Source organism: Archangium sp. (assembly GCF_036388035.1).
Taxonomy (GTDB): domain Bacteria; phylum Myxococcota; class Myxococcia; order Myxococcales; family Myxococcaceae; genus Archangium.
This window is the reverse complement of the sequence record NZ_DASVSO010000274.1, coordinates 1-20,690: the sequence shown is the minus strand read 5'-3', so window position 1 is coordinate 20,690 and position 20,690 is coordinate 1. Positions and strand designations below refer to the sequence as shown.

At 68.7% G+C, this 20,690-nt stretch carries 21 protein-coding genes; 8 read left to right on the top strand and 13 right to left on the bottom strand.

Translation table 11 applies throughout. The annotated features are described in order from the left end of the window. Position 1 precedes the first annotated feature (1 nt). The 8 genes from VF697_RS11580 to cpaB form a co-directional block, all read right to left on the bottom strand. Positions 2–391 carry a response regulator gene (locus VF697_RS11580; protein ID WP_331094252.1) on the bottom strand — a complete coding sequence of 130 codons (390 nt, stop codon included), beginning with the start codon at positions 389–391 and terminating at the stop codon, positions 2–4. 30 nt (positions 392–421) lie between these two features. Then, positions 422–775 carry an exodeoxyribonuclease VII small subunit gene (gene xseB, locus VF697_RS11575; protein ID WP_331094250.1) on the bottom strand — a complete coding sequence of 118 codons (354 nt, stop codon included), beginning with the start codon at positions 773–775 and terminating at the stop codon, positions 422–424. An 83-nt stretch (positions 776–858) separates the two neighbouring features. Continuing rightward, positions 859–2,592 carry an exodeoxyribonuclease VII large subunit gene (gene xseA / locus VF697_RS11570; protein ID WP_331094248.1) on the bottom strand — a complete coding sequence of 578 codons (1,734 nt, stop codon included), beginning with the start codon at positions 2,590–2,592 and terminating at the stop codon, positions 859–861. After that, positions 2,589–4,388 (bottom strand): FHA domain-containing protein, encoded by a 1,800-nt coding sequence (locus VF697_RS11565; RefSeq protein WP_331094246.1) that lies wholly within the window; start codon positions 4,386–4,388, stop codon positions 2,589–2,591. The genes xseA and VF697_RS11565 overlap by 4 nt, the downstream gene beginning before the upstream one ends. A 38-nt stretch (positions 4,389–4,426) precedes the next feature. Continuing rightward, complete coding sequence (locus VF697_RS11560; protein WP_331094244.1) at positions 4,427–6,214, bottom strand: FHA domain-containing protein; 1,788 nt, start codon at positions 6,212–6,214, stop codon at positions 4,427–4,429. A gap of 5 nt (positions 6,215–6,219) precedes the next feature. Continuing rightward, positions 6,220–7,110, bottom strand: coding sequence for a type II secretion system F family protein (locus VF697_RS11555; RefSeq protein WP_331094243.1), 891 nt, complete (start codon positions 7,108–7,110; stop codon positions 6,220–6,222). Positions 7,111–7,119: 9 nt separating this feature from the next. Continuing rightward, on the bottom strand, positions 7,120–7,965 hold the full coding sequence (locus VF697_RS11550) for a type II secretion system F family protein (protein WP_331094241.1): 846 nt from the start codon (positions 7,963–7,965) through the stop codon (positions 7,120–7,122). A gap of 45 nt (positions 7,966–8,010) precedes the next feature. Then, positions 8,011–8,826 carry a Flp pilus assembly protein CpaB gene (cpaB, locus tag VF697_RS11545; protein ID WP_331094239.1) on the bottom strand — a complete coding sequence of 272 codons (816 nt, stop codon included), beginning with the start codon at positions 8,824–8,826 and terminating at the stop codon, positions 8,011–8,013. Between the two features lie 277 nt (positions 8,827–9,103). On the opposite strand from cpaB, the gene VF697_RS11540 reads away from it, so the two are divergent. Genes VF697_RS11540 through VF697_RS11510 form a run of 7 tightly spaced genes read left to right on the top strand, consistent with a single transcriptional unit; the run spans position 9,104 to position 15,811 of the window. Then, the gene (locus VF697_RS11540) at positions 9,104–10,078 is read left to right on the top strand and encodes a TadE family protein (RefSeq protein ID WP_331094236.1); all 975 of its coding nucleotides are present in this window, start codon (positions 9,104–9,106) and stop codon (positions 10,076–10,078) included. Positions 10,079–10,083: 5 nt separating this feature from the next. Further along, a complete protein-coding gene (locus VF697_RS11535) occupies positions 10,084–12,111 on the top strand; it encodes a pilus assembly protein TadG-related protein (protein ID WP_331094234.1) in 2,028 nt (675 codons plus the stop codon). 8 nt (positions 12,112–12,119) lie between these two features. Next, the gene (locus tag VF697_RS11530; RefSeq protein ID WP_331094232.1) at positions 12,120–13,295 is read left to right on the top strand and encodes a TadE/TadG family type IV pilus assembly protein; all 1,176 of its coding nucleotides are present in this window, start codon (positions 12,120–12,122) and stop codon (positions 13,293–13,295) included. Next, on the top strand, positions 13,286–14,062 hold the full coding sequence (locus tag VF697_RS11525) for a hypothetical protein (RefSeq protein ID WP_331094230.1): 777 nt from the start codon (positions 13,286–13,288) through the stop codon (positions 14,060–14,062). Before VF697_RS11530 ends, VF697_RS11525 begins: the two co-directional genes overlap by 10 nt. After that, on the top strand, positions 14,059–14,850 hold the full coding sequence (locus VF697_RS11520; protein WP_331094228.1) for a hypothetical protein: 792 nt from the start codon (positions 14,059–14,061) through the stop codon (positions 14,848–14,850). The genes VF697_RS11525 and VF697_RS11520 overlap by 4 nt, the downstream gene beginning before the upstream one ends. Then, positions 14,847–15,065, top strand: coding sequence for a hypothetical protein (locus VF697_RS11515; RefSeq protein WP_331094226.1), 219 nt, complete (start codon positions 14,847–14,849; stop codon positions 15,063–15,065). The genes VF697_RS11520 and VF697_RS11515 overlap by 4 nt, the downstream gene beginning before the upstream one ends. A gap of 38 nt (positions 15,066–15,103) precedes the next feature. Further along, entirely contained in the window at positions 15,104–15,811 is a 708-nt protein-coding gene (locus VF697_RS11510) for a hypothetical protein (protein WP_331094224.1), read from the top strand. A gap of 24 nt (positions 15,812–15,835) precedes the next feature. Here the strand turns inward: VF697_RS11510 and VF697_RS11505 are convergent, their stop codons facing one another. After that, on the bottom strand, positions 15,836–17,239 hold the full coding sequence (locus tag VF697_RS11505; RefSeq protein WP_331094222.1) for an anti-sigma factor family protein: 1,404 nt from the start codon (positions 17,237–17,239) through the stop codon (positions 15,836–15,838). After that, complete coding sequence (locus tag VF697_RS11500) at positions 17,236–17,868, bottom strand: RNA polymerase sigma factor (RefSeq protein ID WP_331094220.1); 633 nt, start codon at positions 17,866–17,868, stop codon at positions 17,236–17,238. Before VF697_RS11500 ends, VF697_RS11505 begins: the two co-directional genes overlap by 4 nt. Positions 17,869–18,128: 260 nt before the next feature. Here VF697_RS11500 and VF697_RS11495 point away from each other — a divergent pair, with 260 nt between their 5' ends. Beyond that, on the top strand, positions 18,129–18,527 hold the full coding sequence (locus VF697_RS11495; protein ID WP_331094218.1) for a hypothetical protein: 399 nt from the start codon (positions 18,129–18,131) through the stop codon (positions 18,525–18,527). A gap of 12 nt (positions 18,528–18,539) precedes the next feature. Here VF697_RS11495 and VF697_RS11490 read toward each other — a convergent pair whose 3' ends face one another. From VF697_RS11490 to VF697_RS11480, 3 genes are all read right to left on the bottom strand, one after another. Beyond that, positions 18,540–19,727, bottom strand: a complete 1,188-nt coding sequence (locus tag VF697_RS11490; RefSeq protein ID WP_331094216.1) for a cytochrome P450 — start codon at positions 19,725–19,727, stop codon at positions 18,540–18,542. A gap of 69 nt (positions 19,728–19,796) precedes the next feature. Continuing rightward, positions 19,797–20,204, bottom strand: a complete 408-nt coding sequence (locus VF697_RS11485) for a DUF2085 domain-containing protein (protein ID WP_331094214.1) — start codon at positions 20,202–20,204, stop codon at positions 19,797–19,799. Between the two features lies 1 nt (position 20,205). Beyond that, on the bottom strand, positions 20,206–20,690 hold a 485-nt coding region (locus VF697_RS11480), incomplete at its 5' end, for an ABC transporter ATP-binding protein (RefSeq protein WP_331094212.1).

Below are 20,690 nucleotides of genomic sequence, written 5' to 3'. Positions count from 1 at the left end.
GTCAGGGCACCTCGGCGGCGGGCGTTGGAATGAGCGCGCGCAGCCGCTTGATGAGCACGTTGAGATCCAACGGCTTCACGAAATAGTCGGCGGCGCCGGCCTCCACGCCGCGCCGCCTGTCCTCCGGCTCCCCTCGCCCGCTGACGAAGACGACCGGGATGTCCCGGAACTGCTCGTTCTTCTTCACCGCCTTGCACAGCTCGAAGCCGTCGATCCAGGACATGTTCACGTCCATGAGGATGACGTCCGGCCGCTTGAGTTGCAGGGAGGCGATCAGCCGCAGGCCGTTGGCCGCGGCGGTGACCTCGAAGCCCTCCGACTCCAGGGCGAGCGAGAGCAACTCCCGCGTGTCGCGGTCGTCGTCGACGATGGTGACCTTGGGCTGCGGCATGGGGGTACCGGTAGGTCTATACGCCAGGGACTAGAACGGCACGTCATCCTCGGGAGGAGGCACGGACTTGGACGAGCCCGCGCTTCCCCGCGAGGCCGGAGCGGGAGCCGAGGGCACCGTGGGGGCCTTCACGCCCGTCTGCAGTGGCACCACCACGTCCCGACCGTCCTCGGTGAGCAGCTCCTCGATGCGCTTCTCCGCGGCATTGAGGAGATGCTCCCCGCGGCGCACCAGCTTGATGCCCTCCTCGAACGACTTGAGCGAGTCCTCGAGCGACAGGGTGCCGCCCTCCAGCCGCGCCACCACGTCCTCGAGACGCTGCACCACGTCCCCGTACTGCTCGGGGACCTCCTCCGCCACCTTGCCCTTGCTGTCCTTCGCCACGTCCGGTCCACCTCGACGAGAAAAAGCCGCGGGACTCTAGAGGAGGCGCCCGCCCGGGTGCCAGGGGGACCTGCACCCGGACGTCAGCAATCCACCGGACCCTTCACCGCGGTGACGGTGGCTTCAACCTCCTCGCACGACTGGAGTGTCTTCGCCCCGTTGTTGGCGAACCTGATACCGAGGACCTCACCGGGCTGCACGTCCGAGGCGGAGCGCACCACCCCTCCGTCGCGCTTCCGGAAGGTGACCGAGTAACCGCGCGACATGACCTTGAGGGGGCTCATGGCGTCCAGCCGACCTTCCAGGCCCTGGAAGTGTCGCTGTGCGGACGACAGGGCGTCCTTCTGCAGGGCGACCAACCGGGACTTCCTGTCGGCCAGCCGCGCACGCAGCTCCACCACCCGGGCAATCGGGGAGATGCGCTCCAGCTCCAGCCGGGCCTGGGCGGCCCTCGCCCGCCGGTCCGCCATGTCCGCTCGTACCGCGTCCTTCAACCGGGCGGAGAGCTGCACCAGCCGCGCCCGCTGCTCGGCCAGCCGGGCCTGGGGACGCTGGCGCTGCAGGTGCTCGGAGTGTGCCCGGAGCTCCTCGCGCCGCTCGCGCAGCACCTGACGCATCACCCGCGTCATCGCGTCCTCGGCGTCGGAGAGCCGCAGCCGCTCGGTGGAGAGCTGCCGCCGGGGATCCACCAGGTCCCCGCGCACGGAGCCCAGCCGCTCGCGCAGCTCCAGCACCCGGCGCTCGGTGGCCTTGCGCAGGCGCAGCGACCAGGTGGCCAGGGTGTACTCCAGGTCCTGCAGCACCGGGGCGAGCCGCTCCGCCGCCGCGCTGGGGGTGGGGGCACGCCAGTCCGCCACGAAGTCCGAGATGGTGAAGTCGATCTCATGGCCGATGGCGGACACCACCGGCACAGGGGAGGCGAAGATGGCGCGCGCCACCCGCTCCTCGTTGAACGTCCAGAGGTCTTCCTTCGAGCCACCGCCGCGGGTGACGACGATGACGTCCACGTCCGAGCGGGACAGGCGCTCGATGCCGCGAGCCACCTCCTCGGCGGAGCCCTCGCCCTGCACGCGCGCGTCGCACAGCAGCACGGACAGGCGCGGGTGGCGCGAGTGCAGCACGCGCAGGAAGTCCTGCAGGGCGGCGCCGGTGCGGCTCGTCACCACGCCGATGCGCCGGGGCAGGAAGGGCAGCGGACGCGGCGGGCGGACGCGGTTGTCGCCGATGAGGCCCTCGGCCGCGAGCCGCTCCTTGAGCTGCTCGAAGGCGAGCGCCAGGGCGCCCTCCCCTTCGGGATCCAGCTTGTAGGCGATGAGGCTGTAGCGGCCGGCGGGCGCGTAGAGGTCCACGCTGCCCTCGGCCACCACGGCCAGGCCATCGCGCAGGGCGAAGCGCAGCCGCGCCGCCTGCGAGGCCCACATCTTCACGTCGAGCGAGGCCTCGGCGTCCTTGAGCGTGAAGTACAGGTGACCGCGCGCGTTGGGGCCGCGGAAGCCGGACACCTCGCCGCGCACCAGCACGCGCGGGAAGCGCGACTCAATGGTCTGCTTGAGCTGCTGGGTGAGCTCGCCCACGGTGAGCACCGTGCGCGTGGGCGCGGTGCGCGGGGGGGCGCCGGGCAGCGACGGCAGCGACTCGGACACGTCCCTCAGCTCCGAGGGAGCCGGGGGCGGAGCGGGCGCGGGAGGCGGCTTGGGTGGTGGCTTCGAGGCCGCCACCGCCGCCGCCCGCTTCAACGCCCCGAGCGAGCCACCGAAGAGGTCTCCCTGTCCGGCGGGGGTCGGCGGGGCCTCTTCGGTTCCTCGCCGTTTCTTCATCGCTGCTGAATCTTCTCGATCCAGGACTTGGCCTTCAGGTGCGTCTCGTCGTCCGACGAGGTCATGGCCATGACCTCACGGAACTTGGGGACGGCCTCCTGGGGATCCGTGTCCTTGAGGGCGTAGGCCTGCAGGTAGAGGTCCTTCGCCTTCTGCCGCAGCTCCGCGACGATGTTGTTGGCGCCGGCATGGCTGGGGTCGGCCTGGAGGGCGCGCTGGGCGTTGGCCATGGCGACGCCGAACTGACCGGACGCCTTCGCCGAGGAGGCGCTCCGGAAGAAGATGTTGGAGGCGCGCGTGCCCGCGTTGCGGGCCAGCTTGCTGCCCCGGCCGTTGGTGATCTTCTTGTCCAGGTCCAGCAGGCGGATCAGCCCCTTGGCGTCCAGATCCTCCAGCCGCTTGTAGAGGTTGCCGAACTCCGTCATCTGCGTGACGAGCGCCTTGCACTGCGAGCTCTTGTTCGCGCAGCCGGTGGCGATGTCCATCGCGCCCTTCTGGTCCCCGTCGCGGAAGCGATCCACGGACTGGTCCCACGGCTTGACGGTGGGCGGGGGCGGAGCCGTCGGCGCCGGGCGGTCGCGGATCTCGATGGCCAGCGCCACCTGCTCGGCGATGACCTTGCCGTCACGGTGGTTGGGAAGGGCCGCGAGCACGTCGTCCGTGATGGCCTTGGCCAGCTCGAGCTGCTTCTGCTCCATCAGGGCCTGCGCCTCGCGCACGCGCTTCTCGGCCTTCTCCTTCAGGGCCGCCTCGTAGGCGCCGAGCTGCTCGAAGAGCTGGGTGTCCTTGGCCACCTTGGCGAGGGAGGCCGCCGCCTTGCCGAGCTGGTTCTTGTCCAGCGCCGCCTTGGTCGCGTCGAGTGCCTCCTGGTTGGGAATCTCCTTCTCCACGCGCGCCAGGTAGTCCGAGAGCTGCACGTAGTCGGGCTCCTCCGCCTGGAGCTCCTGCAGCTTGGCCTTGGCCTCCACCCACTTGCCCTCGCGGATGAGGTTCTTGGCGTCCTGGAAGAGGCCACCGAGCGCCGCGCGACGCTCGTCGGCGGCGGCCGCCGCGGCGGCCTCGGCCTCGGCCTGCTGCTGCTGCTTCACCTTGATGGCCGCCAGCAGGCCAAACAGCATCACGAAGACGGCCGCGGTCATGAGCAGCAGGCGCTTCTTGCGCTTCTGCGCCTGCGGATCCGGTGCCGACGTCCCGGTGCGACCCCGGGCGGGGCGCGCGCGGGTCTCCGGCCGGGGCGGCGGACGCCGCGGGACGGCGGCCTCGCCTCCCTCGTCGGAGGCGGCGGGCGCGGGAGCGGCGGCCCTGGCGCCACTGCGGCTCGGCCGCGACGGAGGCGCCGACGGCATCGGCATCATCATCGTGGCGTTGGAGGCGTCCTGGAACGTCACCTCCGTGTCGCCGAGCGTGAGGACGTCGCCGTGGGACAGCGGCATCTCATCGGAGATGGGCTCGCCGTTGAGGAGGGTGCCGTTGCCGGAGCCCAGGTCACTGGCCGCCCAGCCACCGCCCACGCGGCGCACCAGCACGTGCTTGCGCGACACCGAGGTGTCCGGGATGCAGATGGGGTTGTCGTTGGCGCGGCCGATGACGTACTCGCCATCCTCCAGCGCGAACTCCTCACCGGCGTGAGGACCCGCCGACACCATCAGCTTCGTCCCCATCACGGGCGGGGGCTCGGGGCGCACGGCCGGCACAGCGCCCGTCTTGCGTGCCGCGGGACGCTGACCGGTGGCGCCACCACCCGAGGAGGAACCCGTCGCGGGACGACGGCGTGCGGGAGGAGAACCGTTCGACATGGGAGATCACCACTTCGGTTGGTACGCGAGCACGGGCCTCACAGCCCGTACTCGTTGGCCTTATCGAGCGCCAGATTGTGGCAGCGATGCGCGGCCGTAGGGAAGCGCCTGGTCATTTCTTGCAGCACCAGGCGCGCCCGCTTCCTGTCCTTGAACTGGATGTACCGTTGGAAATCCAGCATCACCTGCCCGCACTTCTGGTCCAGTTCGACCGCGATCTGGCCCAGCATGAAACGGACGTCGTGGTAGAGGTCCGGCTTCTGCTCCAGGGCCTCCAGGGTGATCCACGCCGAGCGGTAGTTGTCCCAGGCGTGGAAGAGGTTCTCGGCGCCCACGGCCTTGCGCTGGTAGTAGTCGCGACCCCGGACGGCGTAGCCGCGCGCGGTCTCTAGGAGCTCCTGCGGGGGCAGGTCCGGCACGGGGATGATCTCCAGCCGCAGGTTCCACACCCGCCAGCCCTCGCGGCCCGGGGGATTGCGCACGTTGTCGAAGACGACGTGGTTGCGCTCGTTGCGCTTGAGCACGGTCGGCGAGAGGATCTGCTGCACCTCGCGCTCCGCGTTGATTGTATCCGGAGGCACCCAGCCCACGTTCGCCGCGTTGACGGAGACGGAGACCTCCTCCTTGGAGATGTCGCTGGCCTGGTAGCGGAGGATGCCCACGGCGCGGGTGGGCGAGACGAACTCGAAGTCGAAGGACTTCATGTCCGGCTGCTCCCACATCACCTCCTCGCCCAGGCCGAACGAGTCCGGCAGCGACTGGAGGGTGAGCGTCACGGGCTCCGGGCCCGAGGGCCCCGAGCGACCCACCCGGGCGCGGAAGGCGAAGTCGACCGCGGCCAGCATGCCCCCCACGAAGGCCAGGGCCACGAGGAACATGAGGAACCTGCCGCCCCCGGACAGCTCGGACCACCAGAGCGTGAGCTGGCCGCCCATCGTGCCGCCCAGCTCGCGTCGGCGCCGGGCCTTGTCCGCGGCGGACAGGCCCTCGGAGGAGCCCGAGGCACGCACGGGAGCCTCGTCGGGCGAGGAGGCCACCTTCATCCCGGCGCGGGACACGGTCCGGGTCGGGACCTCTGGAGCGAGCGGAGCGGCGCCGGGCGCGGGGGTCGCCACCAGCGCGACCCGGGACGCGGTCCGGGACGGAGCCTGGGTCTCGGGCACCACGGCCCGCATCGCGCCCATCGTCGCCGAACGGGGAGGAGCCCCGCTCCCCTGCGCGGGAGCGTCCGAGACGGGAACGAGCACCGGGGGGCCGGAGGCGGGGACGAGCACCGGCGGCCCCGAGGCGGGAAGCTCGGTGCGCGTCGGAGGACGCGCCGCGGGCGCCAGGGCGGGAAGCTCGGAGCGCGTCGAGGCACGAGGCGCGGCGGGCGGGACGATCCGGGCGAACTCCGTCGTCCGGGCCGACATCACCTCCGGGGAGGGCAGCTCCTCCGGAGCCGTCACATTCGCCGCGAGGTTGCGCCGGATGGGCCGGGTGGCGTCGTCAACCTCCACCGGCATGAAGGGCCGGGTGGCGTCGTCCTCGCTCACCACTTCCTTGAAGACGAGCTCCACGGGCCCCAGCGAGATGCGATCCCCGGTGTGCAGCTCCTGCTCCCCGGAGAGGGGCTTGTCGTTGACCAGGGTGCCGTTGGAGCTGCCCAGGTCCTGGGCGAAGTAGTGCCCCAGCCGCTCCGAGATGCGCACGTGCCGGCGGGATACACCGCTGTCCTTCAGCAGCACGTCGTTCTCCGACGTGCGGCCGATATTGACCTCGGGCTGCTCGAAGACGAGCTCCTTGCCCGCCTGCAGGCCCTTGGCGATGGTGAGCTGGAACCCCAAGGGCCCTACCCCCCCACGTCTCCGAACATGAACTGGAACACGATGGGCCCGAAGAGGACCATGAACACCGTGGGGAAGATGCAGGCGATGAGCGGGAAGAGCATCTTCACCGGCGCCTCGCCGGCCAGCTTCTCGGCGCGCTGGGTGCGGTCGATGCGCAGCTGCGTGGACTGGATGCGCAGCACCTTGCCGAGGCTGGTGCCCATCTTGTCCGCCTGGATGAGCGCGGTGACGAAGGTGGACAGCGACGCCAGATCCACCCGGGCGATCATCGCCTTGAGGGCCTCCTCACGCGTCTTGCCCATCTTGAGCTGCTTGAGGACGATCTGCATCTCCTCGCGCAGCGGCCCATGCTTGCCCTTCTCCACCACCTTGGCGAGCGCCGCGGTGAAGTCCAGACCGGCCTCCACCGACAGCGTCAGCAGGTCCAGGTTGTAGGGCAGCGCCCGGGAGATGAGCAGGTGGCGCTTCTTCACCTGATCGTTCACCCAGATGAGCGGGTAGTACATTCCGAAGAGCGCGAAGAGAAGCGAATAGGCTAGGTTCTCCCCCACCCCGTTCACCAGGATGAGACCCGCCAGCAGGCCCAACACGGCGCTGATCTCCTGCAGCGCCATGATGTCCTCGGGCTTGAACGCGTGGGGCTCGCCCGCCTTGATGAGCTTGCGGCGCATCCCGGCCTCATAGCCCGGCCACATCAGCTTGCGGTTGATCACCCCCAGCTTGCGGATGGTGACCGAGCCCATGCCCTTGACGCCGCCCGCGGACTCGTCGCGGACCTCGTCAATGAAGCGCTCGAAGTAGTTCTGGTAGATGCCGATTCCAAGGAAGCCCGCTGATGCCGCGAACATCAGCGCCGAGCCCCCCATCAACGTATAGGTGAGGACGTCGCTCACGGCCGCTCCTTAGATATCAATGTTGACGATGCGCCGGATGATGAGGATGCCCATCACTTCCATGATGGCGATCAGCGTCACCAGGATGTAGCCGAACCAGTGGTCCATCATCGGCTCCATCAGGTCCGGCCGCATGTAGTTGAGCACCATGCCGAGGATGGCCGGCATGGCCGCCACGACCCAGCCCTGCAGCTTGCCCTGGGAGGTGAGCGCGTCGATCTTCCCCTCGAGCCGGAAGCGCTCGCGGATGACGTTGGAGATGGTCTCGAACATCTCCGCCATGTTGCCGCCCAGCTGGCGCGCGATGTTGGTGGCCACGACGACCAGCTCCAGGTCGTCACTGCCCACGCGGCGGCCCATGTTGATGAGGGCCTCCTCCAGCGGCACGCCCAGCTTCACTTCCTTCACGAACAGGCCGAACTCCTGCGCCAGCGGCGGCTGGGCCTCGCGCGCCACGTGCTCGATGGCCTGCGGGAAGGTGAGGCCGGCCTTGAACGCGTTGGCCATGGCCTGCAGCGCGTCCACCAGCTGCACGTTGAACTTCTTGATGCGCCGCTTGCGGTAGTGCTTCACCAGGATGATCGGCAGGAAGAAGCCGAACACCGTGGCCCCCACGCACAGGATGGGGTTGAAGATGATGTACGACAGGATGCCCAGCAAGCACATGCTGGCGATGTTGAGCACCAGCAGCTGCCGCGCATCGATGAACAGGAACATGTCGCTCAAGTCGTTCATCGACTTGACGACGTACCGCTCCTGGTACTGCTCGTACGCCTTCGCCAGGACGGTGAAGATCACCAGGCTGAAGAAGAAAACAGACCCGGTGACGAGGAGGAGGACGATTCCGGCCAACATGGGCGGGGGCTTCCTTCAGCGAGGGGGGTGAGGAAGACGACCGGACTACTGCGGACCCGTGGCAGCGCTCTTCTCGGCGTTGCCCTTGATGATCTGGATGATCTCGCGGCGGCGCTGCTCGAGCACGCGGGTGCGCTCGCCCGACAGCAGCGTGCTGATCGTGGCGCGACCGCGCTCCTCGATCATGTCCACGTCCTCCTCGTTGCGCAGCGAGAGCGTCAGGTTGCCCAGCTCCGCGGCCAGCGTGAGGATCTCCGCCTCTTCCGGGATGACCATCAGCGTGATGTTGTTGTAGTCGCGCTGGTTCTCCGGGATGAGGTTGACGTTGGTGGTGCCCGTCACCTTGCCGGTGGCCAGCACGATGACGTTCTGTAGCAGCGTCACCGCCACGTTCTCGTCCGTCTGGGGATCCAGGAAGGTGCCAATCACGTCCACGTGATCGTTAGGCCGCACCCAGCCGCCCACCGACGTGGTGTTGCGCGCCTCGATGGTGATGGCGCGCACCTTCTTCTGGACCTTGGCGGACAGGCGCTCGGCGGCCTTGGTGGTCTCGAACTGGCTCCACAGCAGCGGATCGCCCGACTGCAGCGCCACCAGCACCTTCTGGCCCACCACGTAGGTGGCCGAGTCCGGCTTCACCACCGAGGAGGTGACGAACTGCTCGGGCACCGAGCGCTGGTTGATCATGTCGAAGGTGATGACGGTGCCCTCGGGCACGTCCTGGGAGGCCACGACGACCGGCACCAGATTCCAGCCGCGGCGCACGTCCGCTTCCTTCTTCTTGATGGCGGACCACGCGATGATGCCGGCCAACAGGCCGAGCGCCAGAGCGATGACGAGCGGAGTCTTACCCTTCAACATGTCTCGAGGACCTCACGGAGCGGGGGGCGAGCGATGGGCTGGGGAGTCGTAGGTGGGGAACTACTCACGCGGCGGGAGCCCAAGGCGCCAACGGGGTGGGATGTTATCCACCGAGCACGTCGGGTGTCAAAGTCGCGCTCCCCAGGACTGCTGGTTTCTCTGGTTCTGGCGGCGGCCCATCCCCTGGGAATCCGGGCGGATACCCCCCAGGCAACCAGGCTCGGCGTCCACCTGACCGATGACTGGATGACAGGAATCCCGCTACATAGCGGCTTCCATGGCTACCCTCCCCCACTCCCGGCAGTCCGGACAGGCTGCGGTCGAGTCCGCCCTGATCATGCCGCTCATGGTCTTCCTCGGCCTGGGCATCATCCAATTGACGATGATGCAGCACGCCAAGCTGATGACCGAGTACGCGGCGTTCAACGCGGCGCGCACGGGCATCGTGTGGAATGGCAGCAACGAGCGCATGCACGACGCGGCCATCATGTCGCTGCTGCCCACCATGGGGCGCACGGACACCCTGTTCAACCTGGGCAAGACGTGGGCGCTGGCGCAGCTCTATGACGAGGCGCTGCAGGTGCTGGCCTGGCCCAACAAGAACTCCATCGTCCCGGCCACCGTCAACGGCTCCAACCTCTTCGGCCAGGTGCGCGTGGATACGGTGAACCCGTCCTGGTACTCGCCGGTGCAGAGCGTGTGGAAGCTGCGCTCGGCCATCAACTGGAAGGAGATGGACTTCGACGGTCCGGACTCCTACCCGGAGGTGCCGGCGCTCGAGAGCAAGATCGCCAAGTTCTTCAACCTCCCGCTGCCGGACAACGACGAGGAGGTGTTCCGCAAGGCCACGGTGCTCAGCATCCGCGTGCGCTACTGGTACGAGCTGCGCGTGCCCTTCGCCAACTGGGTCATCTTCACCTCGTGGTGGGCGGCCCGCGCGGGCACCTCCCTGGGCGGCTCCATCGACAAGCCCACGGTGGACAAGAAGGCGAACGCCACCAACCAGAAGGGCGGCATGGACTCCGTGGCCGCCCTGGCCGTGCGGGGCATCGACCACCAGCGCGGCTACAACACCCTCTACTCGCCGGAGATGTCCGTGCTCTGGCTGCTCGCCACCGGCAAGGTCCCGCTCATCTCGGGCCTCATCGGCCGGCGCTACTTCATCCCGCTGACTGCCACCTACAGCATGAGGATGCAGTCGAACTTCTATTACAAGTGGCTGATGCACCTGAACCCCGACTGGGGCCTGTGACCACCATGATGACCCGCGCCCTTCGCCGCAGCCTCCAGCGCCAGGAAGGCCAGGCCCTCGTCCTGGCCTGCGTGCTGATGCTCATCCTGAGCATCGCGCTCCTGACCACCGTCAACATCGGCCACAACGTGCACGAGCGCATCCGCCTGCAGAACACGGCGGACGCGGCGGCCTACTCCACGGCCGCCATGGAGGCTCGCGCCTTCAACTTCTACGCGTTCACCAACCGCACCCAGGTGTCGCACTACGTGTCGGCGATGCTCTGGCAGTCGCTCGACTCGTTCCTCTTCTTCATCCAGGCCTTCCTCACGGACCTCTACGGGTTCATGCGCACCATCGGCCCGTGCTTCCCCAAGGACAGCCGGAAGAAGCACTGGGTCGTCATCTGCGCCGTGCTCGACTTCCTGCCCTACATCAACGTCATCATGAAGGCGCTGGATGCCGTCTACAGGGCGATCACCATCGTCCTGCAGGCGTTGAAAGCGGCACTGCCGACGATCGACCGGCTGATAGGACAGATCGTCATACCCGCGCACCGGGCGCTCAACGGCGTGATGGCCGGAGCGTCCGTCGCGGTGATGATGGCCACGTCCACGTACGTGATGGGGACCTCGAACACCATCATCGCGGCGAACGATCCCAACGTGGACGCGCTCATCCCGCAGACGCTCGCGGGGCTCATCAACCAGTGTCTCTTCAACCGCACGCACAATGACGGGACCACCGTGTCGCCCGGTCAGGTGCTCAGGGGCAAGTTCAATCCCTTCGGCGCGCTGAAGCCCGACGACAAGGATGAGAACAGCAAGCTCGCTCGCTCCAAGCGGGTGATGGGGAACATCACCAACGCCACGCGCTTCCCGTGCGACAAGGAAGAGAACAGGGGCGTCTGCCCGGAGACGTTCGTCACCTCGCGCAAGATCGGCGACCTGCTGCCCATTCCCGACTGGCTCTCGCCGCTCAGGGACATCCTCAACGGCTTCCCCAAGTGGGGTCAGACGCGCTTCCTCACCTTCGGGCTCGGCTATGGTGGCATGGAGGCCACCAAGGGCCGTCTCTCCAAGGGCCGCAACAAGATCCGCGAGTACCGGGATCTGCCCGGCAGCCCCATGGGCATGATCGCCCAGGGCGACGTGCTCGGCGCGGACGACCCGTACTACATCAAGATGGGACCCAGCGATCTCGGCCCCTTCCTGAATCCCTTCAGCTGCCCCAAGGAGCCCGGTGGCGGAGACGATCGGACGTGGAAGGACTGCTGGGGCGATCCGCGTGAGGAGAAGAACGACACGCTCAAGCCCAGCATCTGGGCCATGAGCGACGGAGACCTGCGCCGGCGAGGCATCCACTGGCGGGTGGTCTTCAACGGAAACGCCGGGGGCCAGGACGGCAGGCTCGGTCTCAACAAGAACGATCTGTGCCTCATCAAGTACGTCCCCGACTGGGCCTGTCCCACGTCCGTCGACGTCTTCAGCGCCAACGTCCGCATCGATCCGCGGGACAACAACCACCGCTGGGAGGGCCTGGCGCCCTTCCCCCACTTCGAACCGGGTGACTACTCGGCGGACTGCACCAGCCTGAACGCCGATGGCAACCCCGGCGTCATGGCCGAGCGCAAGGACGACTTCAACCAGCCCTCCAGCTGGGTGCTGCTCAACAAGAGCTCGGACGAGCTGCGCAACAAGAAGGCCGACGAGACGGGAGCCACACACAACACGCCGGCCCTGCTCAACCCCACGGGGAAGATCTCCTTCTCCGTCGGCAAGACCCCCGGCACGCTGGAGATGGATAACAACCGCAAGAAGCTGGGGATCGGCGGCCTGACCATCTCGGACGGCATGACAGTCATCTCGCGCGGCCAGACGTACTACCACCGCCCCGGCAACTGGGCCGAGCAGCCCAACTTCTTCAACCCCTACTGGCGTCCGCGTCTGGCGGCCGTGTGGCAGGGCAAGGAGTCGTTGCCCCTCATCAACACGCTGTCGAACGCGCTGCCCGCCGCCATCAAGGACGTGCCGGCGAAGATCATCACCCACTGAGGCCCGCCATGCTCCGCCCCCGCGTTCAGCAGCAGCCCTCCCGGCGTGGTGCCGCCACCGTCGAGTTCGCACTCGTGGTGCCGCTGCTGGTCTCCATCCTGATGTTCAGCATCTTCCTGAGCGACATCCTGCGAGCCAAGCTCAAGCTGCAGGAGGCCACCCGCTACGTCGCCTGGGAGATGACCAGCTACACCCTGAGCGACTACGCCACGGGCAACCACGACAAGGCCTTCGACGTGGCCATGAAGGCCTCGATGGACGAGGCCACCGAGCGCTTCAAGGACTTCGACTCCATCGAGCCCAACGCGGGCCCCGCCGCGATGATGCTGCGCGCCGACCCCGTGCAGGTGAACATCACCAACAAGACCGTGGCGGGCGTCGACCTCAGCCGCGCCTTCCCCGCGGGCTCGGGCGGCGTGGGCAGTGGGGCGGCTTCCGCGGTGGGCAAGACGCTCAACTACTTCCTCAACCACTTCGCCTTCAACACCAAGGGCCAGGTGGAGGTGGAGATCACCAGCAAGCTCGCCGCCCACATGCTGCCCCGGCGCTACCTGCAGAAGGAGAGCAAGGGCTTCTACTCGGTGGACAACTGGGGAGGCAGGGACCTGTCCAACCTGCCGGTCAAGAACCGCTACACCCTCATCGCCAACGGCTGGCACCTGCCGGATGGCGGCGACGCCGTCGTGCAGGGCAAGCGGGCAGGCACGCATAACGGCGGCTCGGACCACGGCCTCTATCTGCAGGTGGACCGGATGAATTTCCTCGGTGTAGACCAGTACCTGGAGCAGGTGGGGCTGGACAGGCTGGGCGATTTCGCCGACCTCGTCCTCCCGGCCTTCCTGGGAACATTCGTGGTCGCCAAGAACTACAAGCCGGGGACCGGGGGTCCCGACTGCAACACCCCCAGCCATGACGCCCAGTCGGGCCTCCACAACCTGGACAAGAAGAAACTGCCTGGATTGGACGAGCGGGACGACGACGACGACGACCTGCAGCGCTGCTTCGACACCGCGCCCTTCCGCGACACCCAGGACTACAGCAAGTCCCTGTACCGCCAGGTCTTCAAGGCCCGTGGCGAGAACTTCATGGGCTGCAAGAACCAGATGGCGGACATGCCCAACACGCCCGCCCTGGATCCCAAGCTCAACAAAGACAAGAACAAGAACAAGATCACGTGCGAGTAAGCCTCCTCCTCACGCTCCTGTCGCTCCTGCTCTGGGCCACGCCGTCGTGGGCCGAGCAGGAGCTCGCCATCTACCCGGGTACCGTCCATACGCGGATCGGCAATGATCTGCTGATCAACGGCCAGTACCACCGCATGGCCTACTTCACCACGAAGGACCCGATGATGAAGGTGGTGAAGCACTTCGCCGAGCAGTGGCGCAAGGACGGCTACCCGGTCGTCATCGATGGGGACCTGGTGGAGGAGGGGGTGGTGTCGGCCTTCTTCACGCGCGAGGGGCTCCAGCGGGCGGTGGTGCTGCGCAAGCACATGGGCAAGACGGTGGGCTTCACCGTGCTCAAGGACCTGTGGCTGTACAAGCCGCCCGCGGGAGGCAAGAGCCAATTCATCCCGGTGGAAGGCGCGCTCTTCAGCGCGGACGTGGGCACGCGCGACGAGGCCGGCGGCTCCCAACACCGCACGCAGGTGGTGGAGCGCGGGCTGGACGCGATGCGCGAGGAGCTGCTCTCCAAGGCCGGCGCCGTGGGCTACAAGCTGGTGCGCGAGACGGGCGGCAAGCTGGACGGCCAGCGGACCCACGTCATCGAGCTGGCGCGCGGAGCCGAGCAGACGATCACCACCCTGGTGGAGCTGGGGTCCGAGCAGGTGGCTGTCTCGCAGGCGTGGGTGGGAACGGATCGCCCCGACGGCATGCCCAACGCGGACGCCGTGCGCGAGGCGCGCGAGGCCGCCACCCGTGAGGGGCTCGTGAAGGAGAAGAAGCCATGAACGCCCTGGTGTGTGCCCTGTCCCTGGCGCTGCTGGGGGCCACGCCGACGGCGGAGCTGCCACGCGAGGGGCGGATGCTCTTCGAGGCCGCCCCGGATCGCCTGGACGCGCGCGTGGGCGAGTGGGTGACGTACCAGCTGGAGGGAAGCCAGCAGGCCTTCATGCGCATGGCCGCCGTGGGCGAGGAGAAGGACGCCCAGGGCCGTGACGCGGTGTGGCTGGAGCTGGAGTTCGGCCAGCACCCGGCGATGAAGGCGCCCATGGCGCAGTTCCTCATGCTGGTGACCCGCGACGTCGGGCTGCGCACCGAGGGCATCTCGCGGCTCTTCCTCACCCAGGGCTTCGAGCGGATGCAGGAGGTGGATCAGAAAGCCCTGCCCGCCCTCCTCGGCCCGCCCGACAAGGACAGCGCTCGCCCCGGTCCCGCGCCCAGCTCGGCGCGGATCGCCGCCGGGCCCGACATGAGCGTGCAGCGAGGCAAGCCCGCACGCGTCATGACGCTCGCGGGCACGGTGACCGCCGAGCCCCTGGAGGTCCTCCACAAGCGCACCGTCCTCAAGCGCTATTGGATCAGCCGCGAGATCCCCATCCTGCGCCTGGCGAAGATGGAGTTCCCCGGCATCCGGTACAGCATGGAGGTGCGCGACCACGGCGTGGACGCCAAGCAGCGCATGGTGCTCCCCGTCCCGGGGGCCAAGAAGATTACCCTGGAGCCGGCCAGCAACCTGCCGGACTGGATGCAACCCCCGCCGGGGTCCGAGCCCGAGCCGGAGGAGAACAACCCATGAAGAAGCACGCGACCCGCACGCAGCTCCGCCGCCGTCAGCCTCGTGGCCAGGCGATGGTGGAGTACTCCTTCATCAACTACATCCTGGCCCTGGGGCTCATGGTGGGGATGAGCACCCCGGTGTTCGGGAAGAAGAACGTCATCGAGCTCTTCCTGAGCGCGTACCAAGTCTATTACGACTCGTTCTACTTCGTGCTGAACCTGCCGTTCCCGTGAAGCCGTCCTCCACCGTCGCGCAACAGCAGTCCCCCCTGATGCTCCGTGTCCTCCACGGAGCCATCTTCGCGGGCTTCACCGCGATCACCCTCGTGGGGGGCTGGCCGGAGGTGGTGCACCTGGTGCACTCGCAGCTCCAGCCCTACAACGCGGGACCTCCCCCGCGACTGGCGCTGCTCGTGGCGGTGGTCATGGCGGGAGCGAGCATGGCGGTCATCCTGGTGCGGAGCGTGCGTGGACGCAGCGCGCCGCTCCACTGGTCCGCGCTCATCCTCGGAGCCCTGGCGCTCGCCACCTGGGGAAATCAGGAGGGCGCCGCGACGGGGCGCACCGCCGACGCGGCCAACCTGCGGATCCTCCGCGTCGCGCGCCAGCTCCACGGCCGGACGGTGAGCGAGCTGCAGGCCCATGGAGAGGTCCCCGAGGACGTGGGCTCCTGGGAGACGGCGCTGGCGCAGGTGACGCAGGGGGAACCCACGTCGGTCCGCACGCGCTCGTACCGTGCCCTGCCCTTCCGCCTGCAGAAGGTGGACTCGCCCGAGGCGATCCCCGCGGAGGCCCCCCCCGGCTCGCTGTTTCTCTACGTGATGGAGGGAGGCGGGGCCTACGAGCTCCACGCGGTGGGCATCTCGCCCAAGGGCGAGCCCTGGCCCCTGCGCGAACCCAGGGGCGAGCCGCTCGTGTTCCGCGGCATGTTCAATCCGGAGCTGCCGCCCCCCGCCGAAGGCGAGCACCCGCCGCACTGACCGGCGCGCTCCCCTTCCCTCCACTTACTGGGTGAGCGCGGGCTTCGTGCTCTTGGCCTCGTCCGCCTCGGACTGGAGCACGCTCTCCACACGGCGCTGCGCCATGCCGGCCTCGCTCGAGCCGGGCGCCTCGCTCATCACCCACTTGCAGATCTCCAGGGCACTGCGCTGACGGCCCAGCGCGAACTCCGCCTCACACAGCCGGGAGAGCACCCCCAGCCGCTGCGCCCCCTGGACTCCGGAGGACAGCGCCCCACGCAGGAGCATCGCCTCCTGGGCCCTGTCGCCGGAGCGGTGGGCCACCTCGGCCTGCCGCAGCAGCTCGGCGGGAGAGACGGGGCGCGTCGGGCCGGCGGACTTCTCCCGAGGCTGCTGGGCCACCTCGGCCTTGGCGGCCCTCTCCTCCGCCAGGCCACCAACGGCTGGGAGGGGCTCGGGAGGCAGCGCCTGGGCCATGGGAGGTGGCGGCGGGGCGGCGGTGGGCTTCTGCGCACGGCCTGGAGCCGAGCGCATCTCATCGGAGGAGAGCGAGCTTCCCTTCGGCTCCGCACGAGTGGTGGAGCCGCTGATGCGCTGAGAAGGGCTGGGCGGCACGTACTGCGCCACCTGGGAGCGAGGTGGAGAAGCGGGAGCCTCGGCCTCCAGTGACTTGTCGGCATCCGCCGGAGCGTCGTCGGCGTCACGGGCGGACTCGGCGCGCTGCTCCTCCGTCGACACGGAGAGCGCGCTCTTGCCGGCGGAGGCCATGCCGCCGCGCTTGGACTTCACCGGCGCGCGCATGTCCTCGTCGTCGAGCTGAGCGGTCTTCTTTTCCGGGAAGCCACCCGCGCTGCCCGCGCTCGCGTTGGACCAGTCCTCCTTCGACGCGCGGCGCACCGACTTCGGAGACTCCTTGCGGACCTGGTCGTCGTACTGCGCATTCATCTGCTGGACGGACTCAGGCATCGGAGCCGCGGCCGCGGCCACGGGCGAGGGCTCGGCGGGTGCGGGCAGATCCTTCGCCTTGGAGGTCGGCACGTCCTGGCGAGCGAGCTGCTCCTGCGCGGCCTCCTGCTTGAGCGCGGGGCTGAGGTCCACGGTGCGGTTCACCTGCTGGACCACGACGCCGAAGACGCCCATGGCCGCCACACCCAGCGCGGGAGCCAACAGGCGGCGCCACCAGCGAGGCGCCGGCTCGGGACCCGCGGCGGACCGGCGCGCGGACTGCTGCGCATACGCCAGCAACGACTCCAGCCCCGCGTCCGGCGCGGACTGGAGCGGCAGCCGGGACATGACGGTGCGCACACCGCGAATGCCCTCGAGCGCATCCGAGCAGCGCGAGCAGCCCTGCACGTGCTGCTCCACCACCCGGGCCTCGGAGGCCGGGAGTTCGCCATAGGCGAAGTCCAGCAGCCGATCCTCATGTGCATGGGAACCCTGAGGCTTCATCCCGCCACCGTCCTTCCGTCCTCTGCCAGGTCCCCATCCACCCCGAGCTCGGCCAGCCGTCGGCGCAGGCCCTCGAGGGCGTAGCGCATGCGGCTCTTCACCGTGTTCTCGGACACCCCCGTCACCTCGGCGATCTCCTTGAAGGGGATACCGCTGTACTCGCGCAGCACGAACACCTCGCGCTGCTCCTCCGGGAGGCCAGCCAGCGCACGCTCCAGCAGGGGCCGCACGCGGGCGTTGTAGGCGCCACGCTCGGGGCTGGCGCCCTCGTCCGGCAGGGCCTCGCCCAGGGGACGGCCCTCATCGCCCTCGGCACCCGGGGTGGGCGCCTCCAGCGAGGCCGTCTGCCGGTAGCTCTCTTTGCGCGCGCTGTCCACGCAGAGGTTCCTCGCAATCGTGTAGACCCAGGTGGTGAACTTCGCCTTCGCTTCGTACTCCGGCGCGCTGCGCACCACCTTCAGCCACGTTTCCTGAAGCACGTCTTCCGCCCGTGCACGATGGCCGGTGAAGCGGAGGATGAAGTTGAACACCGGTGTCCGGTGCTTGCGCACCAACACCTCGAACGCACGGGCATCCCCCGCCCGGAAGGCGAGCATCAGCCGTTCGTCTGAGGTCTCCGGTCCCAACACTCCCCCATTTCAGGGCCTCGTACCTGTCCTCACCCCTCCATCGTCTCCTTCAACGGACAATGGTCGGTTCAGGTCTACCGTTTTTTGGCCCTCTGTAAGTGGCGAGAATGACAGGGCGCGCTCGGGCTGTCATCAGGCAGGCGTACCCCCGGGGTACCGGTGGCGGTGGGGCCGGCGGCCAGGTGGGCGGCGAGCGACCGAGCCCCCTGCCCGCCCGTCCTCCTTCCTTCCCTCCCACCTCCCATGCGAGCTTGAAATCGATGGGCCAGCAGGTCTTCCAGAACGAATATTTCACCGTCCTCGTCGACGAGCGGATGGGCGTCGTCCGCACCGTTCGCAACGACAAGCCGTTCGCCTCGATCGAGGAGCTCGACGTCGTCTTCGCGCAGCTCGGTGACGCCTTGGATGCGCTGGGCCGAGCGCGCTATGGGCTCCTCGCCGACCTCCGGGCTGGCCCCGGCCGGAACGACCCCCAGTTCGAGGCCGCCATGCTCCGCCTCCGCCCTCGCTGGGTCGGCGGCTTCCGGAAGGTCGGCGTGCTCGTCCGGAGCACCGTGGGCCTGATGCAGATCCAACGCCATGGCCGACACGAGGGCGACGAGCGGGTCGTCTCGAAGGATGAGGACGAGCTGCTGAAGTATCTCACCCAGGAGGACTGAGGACGGCTCCGCTCAGGCGGGGATAAGGTCCACCGGCAGCACCGCGGGCCCGTGCATGGTGAACCCGGGGTTCCAGTGGATCTCCGGCGAGCGCAGCCGGATGGCGCTGACGCGCGAGACGAGCGCCTCCAGGCCCAGCCGTGCCTCCATCCGCGCGAGCTGTACGCCCAGGCAGAAGTGCACGCCGTACCCGAACGAGAGGTGCTGGGTGCCCTTCTCCCGGCCCGGAATGAATTCATCCGGCCGCTCGAACACCCGCTCGTCACGGTTGGCGGATCCCACGAGCCCCAGCACGAGGCTCCCCGCCGGCACCTTCGTCCCGGCCAGTTCCACGTCCTGCGTGGCCAGGCGGAAGCTGAGCTGGGTGGGCGACTCGTACCGCAGTACCTCCTCGATGAAGCGGGGGAGGTGCGCCTTGTCCGCCCGCGCCTGCGCCAACTGCTCGGGGCGCTGGGCCAGATGGATGACCGAGTTGCCGAGCAGCTGCGTCGTCGTCTCCATGCCCGCGGGGAGCAGCAGGGAGAGGAAGGACAGGACCTCGGCATTGGTGAGTGCCTTGCCTTCCACCTCCGCGCGGAGCAGGTCGCTCACCATGTCGTCGCCCGGCTGGCGGCGGCGCGCCTCGATGACCTCGGTCAGGTAGTCGCTCATCTCCCGCACCACGGACCGGACCCCCTCCCGCTGCTCGGGCGTCGTGGCGGAGGTGATCAGCCCCATGTACAGGGACCAGCGCTTGAACTCCGAGAAGGTGCTCGGGTCCAGGCCCAGCATGAAGCCGATGATGTTGCGCGGCAGGACGAAGGTGAAGGCATCCACGAGCTCCACCTCGCGCTGGCGCACAGCGGCCTCGGCCAGCGCCTCGCTCTCCTGGCGCACCCGGGCCTCCAGCCGGGCCATCCCCTTGGGACCGAAGGCCCGGGAGACCAGCGCACGCAGCCGGGTGTGGTTCGGCGGATCCTTCGAGATGAGCGAGTGGGCCACCGGATTGGCACCCAGCCAGGGCGGCTCCGCCGTGATGGCGAGCGCCTCGGACGAGAAGCGCTGCGGATCCTTCAGGAGGGCGGCGGCATCCTCGTAGCGAGCCGCCGCGAAGGCGCCGAAGGGCTCCACGCGGCAGAGCCCGGGCTCGCTCCGCATCTTCGCGAACAGGGCATGGCGCTCGGCCAGGGTGGCGGGGGCGAACAGGTCGTACGTCTTCACGGTGTCCTCCGTTGAGGGAGGCCCGAACCTACCCCATCCGGCGCGCGTGCTTCCCGGCGGCCCTCCGGCCTACCCGTCCTTCGGCCCCCGGGAGGAGGCGAGCAGCACGGGGAGCGCGACCACCGCGACCAGGGCCGCCTGCCACACCAGCACCGCCGGCAGGGGCTTCTGGACGTGGACGAACAACGAGCGGCCGAGGGCCGTGCCCAGCAGCACGCCCGTCAGGGTGCGCACGGCGTTGGAGCCACTGGCCGGGCGGAAGCGACCCACCGACCAGTCCACGAGCGCCGGCAGGGTGAGGCCGAGCACCACCGGCACATCCCAGCGCCACAGGAGGGGGGCGCGCGCGGCGAAGAGGCCCACCATCACCGCCAGCAGCACCGGGTACGTCCCCAGGCAGCGCGCGCACACGCGCACCCCGCCGAGCAGGTACGTGCGGTTGTACTCGTTCTCGTGGTGGTGGCTGAGCCAGAACACCCTACCCTCCCGCGCTCGTCGGCGAGCCCGCTTCCGGCCCACCGGGTGTGGCCTTCCGCGCGTCCTCCTCCGCCAGGAAGCACGCGGAGGTATGCCCGTTGCCCAGGTTGTAGAGGGGCGGCGTCTCGCGCCGGCACCGCTCCATCGCATACGGGCAGCGGGGGTGGAAGGGACACCCGGGCGGCGGCGAGAGCGGAGACGGCACGTCCCCCTGGAGGATGATGCGCGTCCGCTTGTGCTCGGGGTCCGGCACCGGCACGGCCGACAACAGCGCCTGCGTGTACGGGTGGCGCGGCCGTCGGTAGAGGTCCGCCGCGTCCGCCAACTCCACGATGCGGCCCAGGTACATCACCGCCACGCGCGTGGACACGTACTCGACGATCTTCAGGTCGTGCGCGATGAAGACGTAGGTGAGCCCCAGCTCGCGCTGCAGGTCCACCAGCAGGTTGACGATCTGCGCCTGGATGGAGACGTCCAGCGCGCTGA